Origin of the sequence: Anaerostipes hadrus ATCC 29173 = JCM 17467, assembly GCF_030296915.1 — a bacterium.
Classification (GTDB): domain Bacteria; phylum Bacillota; class Clostridia; order Lachnospirales; family Lachnospiraceae; genus Anaerostipes; species Anaerostipes hadrus.
The window spans coordinates 428,927-440,661 of record NZ_AP028031.1; the positions used below are offsets into that span (position 1 = coordinate 428,927).

14 protein-coding genes are annotated in these 11,735 nt (G+C 37.1%); 13 read left to right on the forward strand and 1 reads right to left on the reverse strand.

The features are described 5' to 3' along the window. Positions 1–128: 128 nt before the first annotated feature. From QUE18_RS02020 to QUE18_RS02040, 5 genes are read left to right on the forward strand one after another with little or no spacing between them, the layout of a single operon-like run. Complete coding sequence (locus QUE18_RS02020) at positions 129–704, forward strand: RNA polymerase sigma factor (RefSeq protein ID WP_009203262.1); 576 nt, start codon at positions 129–131, stop codon at positions 702–704. Then, entirely contained in the window at positions 704–1,471 is a 768-nt protein-coding gene (locus QUE18_RS02025) for a hypothetical protein (RefSeq protein ID WP_009203261.1), read from the forward strand. The genes QUE18_RS02020 and QUE18_RS02025 overlap by 1 nt, the downstream gene beginning before the upstream one ends. Then, the gene (locus QUE18_RS02030) at positions 1,449–2,309 is read left to right on the forward strand and encodes an ABC transporter ATP-binding protein (RefSeq protein ID WP_009203260.1); all 861 of its coding nucleotides are present in this window, start codon (positions 1,449–1,451) and stop codon (positions 2,307–2,309) included. The genes QUE18_RS02025 and QUE18_RS02030 overlap by 23 nt, the downstream gene beginning before the upstream one ends. 1 nt (position 2,310) lies before the next feature. Beyond that, on the forward strand, positions 2,311–3,516 hold the full coding sequence (locus tag QUE18_RS02035) for a hypothetical protein (protein WP_015530675.1): 1,206 nt from the start codon (positions 2,311–2,313) through the stop codon (positions 3,514–3,516). Then, on the forward strand, positions 3,513–4,694 hold the full coding sequence (locus QUE18_RS02040; protein ID WP_154663004.1) for a hypothetical protein: 1,182 nt from the start codon (positions 3,513–3,515) through the stop codon (positions 4,692–4,694). The genes QUE18_RS02035 and QUE18_RS02040 overlap by 4 nt, the downstream gene beginning before the upstream one ends. 265 nt (positions 4,695–4,959) lie before the next feature. Here QUE18_RS02040 and QUE18_RS02045 read toward each other — a convergent pair whose 3' ends face one another. Then, entirely contained in the window at positions 4,960–6,129 is a 1,170-nt protein-coding gene (locus QUE18_RS02045; RefSeq protein WP_154663003.1) for a PucR family transcriptional regulator, read from the reverse strand. A 353-nt stretch (positions 6,130–6,482) separates the two neighbouring features. Here QUE18_RS02045 and QUE18_RS02050 point away from each other — a divergent pair, with 353 nt between their 5' ends. From QUE18_RS02050 to atpG, 8 genes are all read left to right on the forward strand, one after another. Continuing rightward, a complete protein-coding gene (locus QUE18_RS02050; RefSeq protein ID WP_040344098.1) occupies positions 6,483–6,719 on the forward strand; it encodes an AtpZ/AtpI family protein in 237 nt (78 codons plus the stop codon). After that, the gene (locus QUE18_RS02055; protein ID WP_008394022.1) at positions 6,709–7,113 is read left to right on the forward strand and encodes an ATP synthase subunit I; all 405 of its coding nucleotides are present in this window, start codon (positions 6,709–6,711) and stop codon (positions 7,111–7,113) included. Before QUE18_RS02050 ends, QUE18_RS02055 begins: the two co-directional genes overlap by 11 nt. A gap of 83 nt (positions 7,114–7,196) precedes the next feature. Beyond that, on the forward strand, positions 7,197–7,928 hold the full coding sequence (atpB, locus tag QUE18_RS02060) for a F0F1 ATP synthase subunit A (RefSeq protein ID WP_008394023.1): 732 nt from the start codon (positions 7,197–7,199) through the stop codon (positions 7,926–7,928). 42 nt (positions 7,929–7,970) lie between these two features. Continuing rightward, on the forward strand, positions 7,971–8,234 hold the full coding sequence (atpE, locus tag QUE18_RS02065) for an ATP synthase F0 subunit C (RefSeq protein WP_008394024.1): 264 nt from the start codon (positions 7,971–7,973) through the stop codon (positions 8,232–8,234). Positions 8,235–8,261: 27 nt separating this feature from the next. Continuing rightward, positions 8,262–8,783 carry a F0F1 ATP synthase subunit B gene (atpF, locus tag QUE18_RS02070; protein WP_008394025.1) on the forward strand — a complete coding sequence of 174 codons (522 nt, stop codon included), beginning with the start codon at positions 8,262–8,264 and terminating at the stop codon, positions 8,781–8,783. Continuing rightward, positions 8,768–9,313 carry an ATP synthase F1 subunit delta gene (atpH, locus tag QUE18_RS02075; protein WP_009203256.1) on the forward strand — a complete coding sequence of 182 codons (546 nt, stop codon included), beginning with the start codon at positions 8,768–8,770 and terminating at the stop codon, positions 9,311–9,313. The genes atpF and atpH overlap by 16 nt, the downstream gene beginning before the upstream one ends. A gap of 21 nt (positions 9,314–9,334) precedes the next feature. Further along, positions 9,335–10,843 (forward strand): F0F1 ATP synthase subunit alpha, encoded by a 1,509-nt coding sequence (gene atpA, locus QUE18_RS02080; RefSeq protein WP_008394027.1) that lies wholly within the window; start codon positions 9,335–9,337, stop codon positions 10,841–10,843. A gap of 11 nt (positions 10,844–10,854) precedes the next feature. Further along, the gene (gene atpG, locus QUE18_RS02085) at positions 10,855–11,715 is read left to right on the forward strand and encodes an ATP synthase F1 subunit gamma (RefSeq protein WP_009203255.1); all 861 of its coding nucleotides are present in this window, start codon (positions 10,855–10,857) and stop codon (positions 11,713–11,715) included. The last annotated feature ends 20 nt before the right edge of the window (positions 11,716–11,735 follow it).

Below are 11,735 nucleotides of genomic sequence, written 5' to 3' on the forward strand. Positions count from 1 at the left end.
GCTGTGTGATGGTCTATAAAGGTTGTTGCATAGCGATTTTATTTTATTTCATAGAATTAAAACTTTTTAACAAATGATTTCGTATATAATAATGTACGGTACAAAAAAACAAGAAATGAGTGGCATGCATGCTAATAGAACAAAAGTTGATCAAAAGAATAAAGAAAAAACAAGATAAAGAAGCAGCCAACGCACTGATCTCATATTATTACAAAGAAGTCTATGCATATGTATACCGACAAACAGGAAATGAAGAACTTGCAAAAGATTTGACACAGGATATTTTTATACAGATCTTGCAAAAGATCACAATATTTGATCATAAAAAGGCTTCATTTCGGACATGGATGTATAGGATTGCATCGAATAAGATATGTGATCATTATCGAAGCAAGGTACATCGTTTGTCATTAAAGCAAGAACAGATTGATATGACAGATGAGAATCTGGAACTTCATAGTGGTAATTTAGGAACAGCGGTCAGGGACTTGTCCGAGTTGATCATCCATAAGGAGCTGATAGAGGACATTATGGAAATTGTTTCGCTATATAAGCAGGAGTGGCAGGAGATTTTTTATATGAAATGTTTTGAAGAAAGGACATTTCAGGACATATCGCAGACATTAAATATTTCCGAAAACACAGTGAAATCAAGATTTTATAAAATGATACGACAAATAAAAAGTGAGGTGGACTATCAGTAATGAAAAAAGAAAATAATCAGGAATTTTATGTAGAACAGATGGACGTTCGTTACCCACGACGGTCAGAAATACAGAATGAAATTGAAGACATCATTTTAAAAGGTATGCCTCAAAAGATTTCATTTCTAAAAAGAATGAAAAAGATTTATCTGGGACCTGGGTTAAGAGTCATTTATTATAAAAATCTTTCTGTATTTTTTGCGACGTTTATAATTTATTTTGCCGTGTGTCTTGGACTAGTACTTTCCTTTGAGGAGGAAATCAGACAATTTGGGGCAGCTTTTTTGGGAATGCCCGTTTTCTTTCTATTGTTTTCTTACTTTACTTGCTATATGGACGAACAGACGCAGATCAATGAATTAAGAAATACGATGTATTATTCGATGAATTATATTGTGAGCCTTCGTCTATTTTATACAGCAGTTGTATTATCTCTGGTGAATACCAGCTTTTTATTCCTTAGTGGGATTAGGGAGAAAGCAATCTTATCGGTTGGAGTTGTTGGAGTTTCAAGTATGCTGGTCTTTGCGATCATTGCTGTATACATTTATCACAGATGGAATAACTATAAGTGCTTTGCGGGTCTTGGTGCAATATGGGTATTACTTTTTGCAGCGATCATGCGATTACCGAAAACAAAGATTTTATTTCTTTTTGAATATATTCCATTAGGAATTCAGATTGCAACAATGATCGTGTGTTTTGTGGCTTTATTTACTTTGGTTGGAAGAATGGAGGAGAAGGATGCTTACACTTTCGCATATTAGAAAAGATTATGGAAAATTCACAGCAGTGGAAGATATTAATCTGGAACTTGAAAATGGTTTATATGCCATGCTCGCACCAAATGGTGCAGGGAAAACGACATTGATCAAAATGATCACAACACTTTTGTATCCAACAAGTGGAGAGATTTTATACGATGGAATGGATATTTATAAAATGGGAGAAACATACCGGGATGTGATCGGTTATCTGCCACAGCATTTTGGATATTATAAAAATAATACACCAACACAGTATCTTGATTATCTTGCAGCGTTAAAAGGAATTTCCAAAGAAGCTGCAAGAGAAAAAATTCCAGAATTATTGGAGTTAGTAGGATTAAGCGATGTCTCCAATAAGAAAATGAAAAAATTCTCTGGTGGAATGATTCAGCGTGTAGGGATCGCACAGGCAATGTTAAATGATCCAAAAATTCTTGTATTAGATGAACCAACTGCAGGACTTGATCCAAAAGAGAGAGTAAGATTTCGAAATATATTATCTGTATTATCCAAGGATCGAATAGTGATCCTTTCAACACATATTGTGTCAGACATTGAATCCATTGCAAATCATGTCATTATGATCAAAGAAAAACAGTTATTAAAAAATGATACAGTTCCAAACATCTGCAAGGAGCTTGAGGGGAAGGTATTTGAGAAATCGATCAATGAATCCAAGATCCAAGAATTTGAACAAAAACGAATCATTTTATCCATGCGACAGGAATCAGAAAAAATGATGGTCCGATATTATAGTGAGGAAGAAGATAATAATGCAAGACCGTGTACACCAAACCTTGAAGATGTATTTTTAGTCACTTACAGGGAGGAAAAATAACATGCGGATCATAATCAATGAATGTAAAAAAATATTGGATATTCGAATCATACTGTTATTATGTATGTTCTCTATTTTATACTATATGACATTTACACAAATATATCGATATCCAACTGGAGGACAGGTAACAAATACAAAGTATGACATTCCATTTACGGCAGAACTAGTAAAAGAATGGGGACCAAAGTGGAAAGTAAAAGATGAAAAACAATATCAGGAAAAACATCAGGAATTAGAAAAAGATTTTACAAAGATCATAAAACAAGATCAAGAGCTTTCAAAAAGAGGGATTGTGGATTATGAAATTTTTAATAAAAAATATGAAGAACTTGGTCAGAAAACAGCTTTATCAAAGCAGGAAAAAGAACTTGATAAAATATTAGAAAATTATGTGTTTTATAATGATAAGACATCAAAAATTTTTTTGGATATACAAGCTTTAGAACATATCAGAGAGTTTCAAGGATCTGAATATGGAGTTTCGGATAAAAAATATAAAGAATTAAAAGCAGATGGATTTTTTGATGGAACGAAGTTATATCAAAAGGCAATCGAAAAGAGGGTAAAAAGAGATTACATATCATTAGTACATGAGGGAGTGTTTTACATTTTGCAAGAAGATATGGTAACGATCGGTGGTTTGATCATGATCTGTTTTTTTGCATTGATCATTCCATATCAGCTAAAACAACGTTTAAGACAGGTTATTCCGATTCTGGCAACGACGAAAACAGGAAGAAGGATTTATCAGATTCAATTGATAGCAAGTGCACTTGCTGCACTCTTTGTTGGAATTCTTCAAATGGCTGTATATGGGATTGTCTGGCATTTGAAGGGATTATCGGTATTTTGGAGATGTGAGAGTTGGGGAATCGCATCAAATTCTTACTGGTGCGATAAGCTTTCTTTTGGAACTTATATGTTACTTTATATGGCTCTGATCTTATTATTTGCAATCGCAAGTATTGTGATCATTGATTTTATCGGCAGAACAATAGGAAATTATATGGGAGCTGTTGCGGTTTCAATTCCAGTCTGTGGAGCGATGATGTTCCTTATGAGGAAAATTTATTATATGCTTTTCCTGATTACAAATGATCAGGTTCTGGCATACTGGGAATTGTATGCACTCGCCACATGGCTCATAGTGATGTTTCTGTTTTATAAGATCAGAAGTAATCGATGGAAAAAGGTGGATTTATGAGAATTTTTAAATTAGAGTTTCAAAAGATCATGAAAAATCCAATGCTTTGGTTATTGGCAGTGATATTTTGTCTTGTGAATTGTTTAATTATTTACAATGAGGCGGGAAATAAGGATACATCCAAAGAATTAGTGATCATGCATGACATTATTAAAAAAACAGATGATATAAACCACTCACGTCAAGCTAAAAATAGAAATGAAAGAAAGCAGTTATCTAAGGCATATCAAGAATATTACAAAGAAAATATCGACTTGTATGACAAACTTGATATGACGAAGATCCTAAAACAAAAAGAAGAAATGCTTCAGTATCACCCCAAGGGATTTATGAAGAAATTCGTAAAAGATAACTATGAGCATCTGCAAAAAAGAGTGGAGGAGATCAAATCTGATAAAGAATATAACGATGCTTTTTATCCAGGACAGTATTATGAGATTCATTCGTTATTATATTCAAAGTTAGGGAAAAAATTAATCGTGGAAATGAGTCTTTTGATGGCACTCAGTATTTTGTTTATCATGGATTATGAGAGACTGCAAAAGACAAATGATCTTGTAGATGCAACCAGAACTGGGAAGAGAATCATGGATTGTAAAGCTTTTGCAGGGACGTTAAGTGGAATTTTATTTTCAGCGATACTATGCAGTGTTACATGGATTTATTTTTTTTACTGCGTATCATTCAAAGGACTATGGAATGTCTCGGTTGCCTCCACACTAGTTGCAGAAAAAAGATATTCGGGATGGTTTTATCCATTTGTTACATTCTTTAAAATGACGCAGATACAATACTTGATCCTAACACTTACCGTATATCTTGGAATCATCCTGTTGATTGCACTGGCAACGATCGCAATCCAATTCTTGCTAGGGAACAGTTATTTTTCATTTGCTATATTAATTCTCTTAAACATGGCATTGTTCCTAGGTGCTTACTATTCGAATGTAACATTTATGAATGTTATATTACGCCTGCTAAACCCAACAAATCTCTATATTACAAGCGGAGCCTGGTTTATGGAAAATGACATTACATTGTCATTTGCAGGAAATGAATTCTGGATCATAGGAGTGACTGGGATATGGATGATTTTGTGTGTTAAAATAGCAAGAAATTTTAAGTTGTATGACAGAAATGTATCGAGTATTCATAAAAACATAAAGAAAGAAAGATAGGTGTACGAAAAACGAATTTCATTGACGGATTTTTTGCAAAACGCTGATCCGCCAACACTCCTGCACAACTCACTGCGTTCAAACAGTGCCCGTGTTGGCTGCGATTTTGCAAAAAATCCGTCAATGAAATTCTATCATTTCGTACACCTATCTTTCTTTATGTTTTTATGAATACCTGAAGACATTCCCGTATACAATTAAGATTTTCAAGATAGAAGAGTGGATGTTTTACTATGTTGGTTTACATCTTTTAGATGATTGATAACTACAAATTCAAATAATCCCGGATAAAAAACGCCGTCATCAAATGAAACCTCTCTACCGTATCATCCAATTTCAAATCCCAATGATCCTCGATCACCCGCATCCGATAAGTAATCGTATTTCGATGACAAAACATATTCGAAGCCACATGCTGGATACTCCCATTACAAAGCAGATACTGATGCAACGTCTCCAGATAATTTGTATCATGAATCTCATCATACTCTTCAATATTCTTCAAATACTCATCATGATAAGCCATCAAAAGATTTTTATCATTCACAGAATGAAGAATTCGAAAGAATCCCATCTCCTCAAACCGGGCAATTTCCTGTCCTTTATTCACAGCATAAACAAGAGCAGCCAGAGAACGTTGATAACTTACACGAATCTCACGAAGCGTGTGGACAGAACTTCCAATTCCTGCATAAATCTGCATTTTTTTTAATGAACTTTTCAGTGTAGAGATCAAAGAAGACATTTCGTTATAAATCAATTCTTTTTCCATGTCATGAAAAACAAACAAAAAATGATTTTTATAAAAAGCAATATGAATATCCAGATCGTTTAGTTTGATATAACTTTCCATCAAAAACAGCAGACGCAATTTAAGATCATCAGAGATCGCTTTCTTATTACATTTCATTAAAGAAATCTCATAACAATCTTCTTTCTCAAAATGATTATCTTCAAGAATCCGCAAAGCATCATAATGATGCAGAGAATCTTCTTCAATAAAAGATAAAAATGCATCTGTGATCGAAGTATCTTTCTGTGTGTCCATAAAGATCCGGTTATAATAATCCCTCGTAATCTCATAAATATGAACGTCCCAAGGCATCTCGATCAATGGATAGTTGTGTTTGTCGCACAATGCTTTAATAGAATCAGTGATATCTTCGGAAAGAATATATTTTCCCGTATTTAAGATCATCCCGCAAGTATGGCTTTTGATCATCGTTTCAATAAAATCATAAAGAGAAGCCTCATCCTGACAGTTGATTCCTGTCGTGATGATCAGTTCTCCACCCTTTAGAAAGTCGTGGGTAGAACTGTCTTCAGAGACATAAACCCAGTTCATGATATGATCGATCCCAGTTTCACCTGCGATCATGGAAAGATGGTATTGATGTTTGGTTTGTGTATATAATTCATTTAATGTAAGAGGCATAAATCTGCCCTCCTTTATTTGTGTCCTATTCATTTGAAGTCATGTAAAAATAGTCTACCATATTTGATACTATTTGTGCAATGAACACAAAGAATCAAAGGGAAATTGTGATAAAAGAATATAGGAAACTAATAAAAAATTGGTGGCATGATCACACAAAAATGAAAAAAATTATTCAAAAAAATAAATAACTATTTAATAAGAAGAAACCAGAGAAAAATTGATGAAAAATTCAATTTCTCTGGTTATTTTTGGTAAAAATAAATAAGAAACAAAAAATATGGTGGTTTGCATTTGTAAAAAATGTTATAATAATCTTTGTAAAAAGATTTCGCAAGAAGGAGGAAATATCTATGCATAAGTATGGACCAGTGATCAAGATGTTGTCATTGGTGACTCAGATAGGAATTACGATGTTGACTTCTGTTTTTTTATGCATGGCGATCGGAATGTGGATTGATAAACATTTTTCCACAAATCTATTTCTTCTTTTTCTGATTCTTGGTATTATGGGAGGAATCAGAGGAGTATATTCTCTGATTCACAATATACTAAAACAGGAAGATATGGAGGATAAAGATGAGAGATAAATTAAGACAGCTAGACGAGACATACCTAGATCTTGTGATCGGAATTCTTTTGTGCGGAGTGTTATCTGCGATTTTGGGTATGATAATAACCAGAGGTGATCTAAGATATCTGATCGGAGCTATTGTGGGAACGATCTTTGCTCTCGTGATGATCACAACGATGATGGTAAGCATCCAGAAGTCTGTACAGATGGATACTCATCAGGCAAGCCGGAATATGATCAAGAGTGCGTTGATAAGATATGTAGCAACATTGGTTATTTTATATGTGATGATCAAACTTAGTATGAGTGCTTTTATTGCTGCATTGGTTGGATTCTTAAGCAGTAAGTTTGCAGCATTTTTACAAAAACCGATTCACGAGCATATCACGCGCAGAGTTTTACAAGAATAACGTGAATCACATTTTCCGGGTTTCTAACATGGAGAAAGAGAAAATCGGAAAAATGGAAAATATAATAAAAAGGAGGTTGTGCCATGGGAATTATGAATGCCCCCATGATGTTGGCAGCATCATCCGGTGATGACGTTGACTTTATGGTGCATGGGCTGATCCCGCTGAAGTTTTTCGGGCATAAGGTCTGGATCACGACAACGCATGTGACGACGCTGATCGTTATGGTGTTTATCATCGTATTAGCATTGATCGCAAGACATGCAGTTCTTCACGGTGATGAGAAGCCGTCAGGACTTCAGAATTTTGTGGAGATGATCGTTGAGATGCTTGATAATCTGGTAAAGGGAAGCATGGGAAGACATTGGCGTCCATTTGTAAATTACATTGGAACGATCATGGTCTTTATCTTTTTTGCAAATACATCTGGATTATTTGGCCTAAGACCACCGACAGCGGATTATGGAACAACGCTTGCGTTAGCGTTGATCACGTTTGTACTGATTCAGTACAGTGCATTTAAGACGAGTAAATTGCATGTATTTACAGATCTTTTCAAACCGATTCCAATCTTATTTCCAATTAACCTGATCGGAGAGTTTGCGACACCGCTTTCCATGTCTCTTCGTTTGTTTGGAAATATTATGGCGGGTACGATCATGATGGCATTGTGGTACGGATTGCTGCCATGGCTTGCGCAGCTAGGTATTCCAGCATTCTTGCATATGTACTTTGATCTGTTTTCAGGAGCGATCCAGACATTTGTATTTGCGATGCTGACAATGACATTTATCACAGATAAGCGGGAAGCTTAAATTTTAGCGACAAAATTTTATGTAGTTTAGGAGGAAAAAACTATGAATATTTCAAGTGAAGCATTTGTATTAGGGTGTTCTGCGATCGGAGCAGGACTTGCACTGATCGCAGGTATCGGACCTGGTGTTGGACAGGGATACGCAGCAGGACAGGGTGCAGCAGCAGTAGGACGTAATCCAGGAGCGAAAGGTGATATCACATCTACCATGCTTCTTGGACAGGCGGTAGCAGAGACAACAGGTCTTTATGGTCTGGTTATTGGTTTGATCTTATTATATGCAAATCCACTGTTTGCAAAACTTTAATAAAACAAGCCGAAGGGAGGCCAAGGCGTGGACGGAAGAATATTTGGATTAGATATTCAGCTTGGCTTTGATGTGATTATGCAAGGAATCGCAGTGTTCATCATGTTTGCACTGCTTTCCTATATTCTGTTTGAACCGGTTCGCAAGATCTTAGAAGACCGTAAGAACAGAATTGCAGATGAGATCGATCAGGCAGCAGCCGATCAGGCAGAAGCTGCAAAGTTAAAAGCCGAATACGATCATAAACTAAAAAATGTTGAAAAAGAAGCAGATGCCTTAATGGCACAGGCCAGAAAGAAAGCACTGAAGAGAGAGGAAGAGATTGTTGCAGGAGCGAAAGAAGAAGCTGCAAGGATCATAGAAAGTGCGAATCATGAGGCAGAGCTTGCAAGAATCAATGCACAGGATCAGATGAAGCAGGAGATGGTCAAGATGGCAGTCTTAATGGCTGGAAAATTCATCCAGAACCAGATGGATGAGAAAGACCAGAATGCTTTCGTTGATCAGACCTTACAGGAAATGGGTGATAAGACATGGCTTCAAGAGTAGATAAGATTTACGGGGATGCCTATATTTCTGTGAAAACAGATGAGGACGATCTTTTAGAAGCTTTGGAAGAGGCGAAAGCTGTCAAAGAAATCTTAGATTCCAACACAGATTTCGTGAATTTCCTAAATCATCCCCAGATCACAAAAGAAGAGAAGATGGAGGCAGCAAAGAACGTTTTTGATGGCCGGGTTTCTGATGATATGACAGGATTTTTGATGATCATCATCAAGAAAGGACGTTTTAAAGAATTTGATGGAATCTTTACTTACATCATTTCGAATATCAAACGTCAGTTAGGAATCGGAGCCCTACATGTAACGTCAGCAATGCCGCTGTCACAAGAACAAAAAGACAAGATCTTAAAGAAAGTCATTGCTTCTTCAGAATATCAGAAGTTAGAGGTGACTTATGAGACAGATAAAGACATCATCGGTGGATTGATCCTTCGTATGGATGATCGGATTGTGGATAATTCCATTCGTACAAAGCTTGATTCGATGGGAAGATATCTGTCACAAATACAACTATAGAACAGGAGGAAGATAAGCCCCATGAATTTAAGACCAGAAGAGATCAGTTCTGTGATCAAAGAACAGATCAAACAATATTCAACAAAGCTTGAAACCTCTGATATTGGAACGGTAATACAGGTTGCCGATGGAATCGCCAGAATCCATGGATTAGAGAAAGCGATGCAGGGAGAACTGCTCGAATTTCCGGGGGAAGTTTATGGAATGGTATTAAACTTAGAAGAGGACAACGTAGGTGCAGTTCTCTTAGGTGACCGAAAGAATATTAACGAAGGCGATATTGTCAAGACAACGGGCCGCGTGGTAGAAGTGCCAGTTGGAGATCAACTGACAGGACGTGTCGTAAACTCCTTAGGACAGCCAATTGACAATAAAGGTCCAATCGAGACAGATAAATATCGTCCAATTGAAAGAGTTGCGTCAGGAGTAATCTCAAGAAAATCCGTAGATACTCCGATCCAGACAGGAATCAAAGCGATCGATGCGATGGTACCGATCGGAAGAGGACAGCGTGAGCTGATCATCGGAGACCGTCAGACAGGTAAGACAGCGATCGCGATCGATACGATCATTAATCAGAAAGGACAGGGGGTTCACTGTATTTATGTGGCAATCGGCCAGAAAGCATCCACAGTTGCTAATATCGTTAAGACATTAGAAGAGTTTGGTGCGATGGATTATACAACGATCGTAGCATCCACAGCCAGTGAATTAGCACCGCTTCAGTATATCGCACCATACGCAGGATGTGCGATCGGTGAAGAATGGATGGAAAGAGGAGAAGACGTATTAGTTGTATATGACGATTTAAGCAAACATGCAACTGCATACCGTACACTTTCCTTACTTCTTCGTAGACCACCTGGACGTGAAGCTTATCCTGGAGATGTATTCTATTTACATTCAAGACTTTTAGAGCGTGCAGCCAGATTATCTGATGAATTAGGTGGGGGATCATTAACAGCCCTTCCGATCATCGAGACACAGGCAGGTGATGTATCTGCATACATCCCAACTAACGTTATTTCCATCACAGATGGACAGATCTATCTGGAAACAGAGATGTTTAATGCAGGTTTCAGACCAGCGATCAATGCCGGACTTTCTGTATCACGAGTTGGAGGATCTGCACAGATCAAGGCAATGAAGAAGATCGCAGGACCAATCCGTACAGACCTTGCACAGTATCGAGAACTGGCAGCATTTGCCCAGTTTGGATCAGAGCTTGACGATGATACAAAAGAACGATTAGATCAGGGTGAGAGAATCAGAGAGATCTTAAAACAGCCACAGTATCAGCCATTACCAGTTGAGAAACAGGTTGCGATCATTTATGCAGCAGTCAAGAAACATCTCTTAGACCTGCCAGTAGATCAGATCCTTGATTTCCAGAAAGAATTATTTGAACTGATTGATACAAAATATCCAGAAATCTTTACAAGCATTGCCGAGACGAAAGTCATGGATGATGCGACAGAAGAGAAACTGATCAAAGCGATCAATGAAGCAAAAGAATCATTTAGAAAGTAAGGTGATCTGTCATGGCATCGATAATTGATATTAAAAGACGAAAAGCCAGCGTCGAAAGTACCGGACAGATCACAAAAGCGATGAAACTTGTATCCACGGTAAAGTTACAGAGAGCCAAGCAGCGTGCAGATGAGTCAAAAGCATACTTTAATAAGATGTATGAGACGATCAGCTCGATTCTTGCCAAAGCAGGTAATATCAATCATCCGTATTTACAGGAAAATGGTTCCACAAAGAAAGGGATCATTACCATTTCATCCAACCGTGGATTAGCAGGAGGATATAATAACAATATTGTGAAACTGATCCGGGACAGCGGTATGAACAAAGAAGATATCATGATCTATGCGGTAGGACATAAAGCGATGGATACATTAAAACATCGTGAGTATGAGATTGTTTCTGATGATTCAGAGATGATCAACGAGCCAGTCTATGATGATGCCAGAATCTTAGGAGAGAAGCTTCTAAAAGCTTTTGAAGATGGAGAGATCGGTGAGATCTATCTGGCATACACCGACTTTAAGAATACCGTGGTTCATGAACCAAAACTTGTAAAATTACTCCCAATTGAGAATGATCAGCAGGCAAATGAAGAGAAATCTGAAAGCAAGGCTCCAATGAACTTTGAGCCAGAGCCGGAAGAAGCACTTTCTTTATTAATTCCAAAGTATATCTGCAGCATGATCTATGGAGCCTTAGTTACATCTGTAGCAAGTGAAAATGGAGCCAGAATGCAGGCAATGGATTCTGCGACAAGTAATGCAGAAGAGATGATCTCAAACTTAGAACTTGCATACAACCGAGCAAGACAGGGAGCGATCACACAAGAATTAACAGAGATCATTTCAGGAGCAGAAGCCCTGAAGTGATGGACTCGATATAAGAAGCA

Excerpts from the sequence above, each read along its gene's own strand:
- atpG (WP_009203255.1), top strand. The coding sequence starts at position 10,855 with ATGGCATCGATAATTGATATTAAAAGACGAAAAGCCAGCGTCGAAAGT.
- atpH (WP_009203256.1), top strand. The coding sequence starts at position 8,768 with ATGGCTTCAAGAGTAGATAAGATTTACGGGGATGCCTATATTTCTGTG.
- QUE18_RS02050 (WP_040344098.1), top strand. The coding sequence starts at position 6,483 with ATGCATAAGTATGGACCAGTGATCAAGATGTTGTCATTGGTGACTCAG.
- QUE18_RS02055 (WP_008394022.1), top strand. The coding sequence starts at position 6,709 with ATGAGAGATAAATTAAGACAGCTAGACGAGACATACCTAGATCTTGTG.
- QUE18_RS02040 (WP_154663004.1), top strand. The coding sequence starts at position 3,513 with ATGAGAATTTTTAAATTAGAGTTTCAAAAGATCATGAAAAATCCAATG.
- QUE18_RS02030 (WP_009203260.1), top strand. The coding sequence starts at position 1,449 with ATGCTTACACTTTCGCATATTAGAAAAGATTATGGAAAATTCACAGCA.
- atpB (WP_008394023.1), top strand. The coding sequence starts at position 7,197 with ATGGGAATTATGAATGCCCCCATGATGTTGGCAGCATCATCCGGTGAT.
- QUE18_RS02025 (WP_009203261.1), top strand. The coding sequence starts at position 704 with ATGAAAAAAGAAAATAATCAGGAATTTTATGTAGAACAGATGGACGTT.
- QUE18_RS02035 (WP_015530675.1), top strand. The coding sequence starts at position 2,311 with ATGCGGATCATAATCAATGAATGTAAAAAAATATTGGATATTCGAATC.
- QUE18_RS02045 (WP_154663003.1), bottom strand. The coding sequence starts at position 6,129 with ATGCCTCTTACATTAAATGAATTATATACACAAACCAAACATCAATAC.
- QUE18_RS02020 (WP_009203262.1), top strand. The coding sequence starts at position 129 with ATGCTAATAGAACAAAAGTTGATCAAAAGAATAAAGAAAAAACAAGAT.
- atpA (WP_008394027.1), top strand. The coding sequence starts at position 9,335 with ATGAATTTAAGACCAGAAGAGATCAGTTCTGTGATCAAAGAACAGATC.
- atpE (WP_008394024.1), top strand. The coding sequence starts at position 7,971 with ATGAATATTTCAAGTGAAGCATTTGTATTAGGGTGTTCTGCGATCGGA.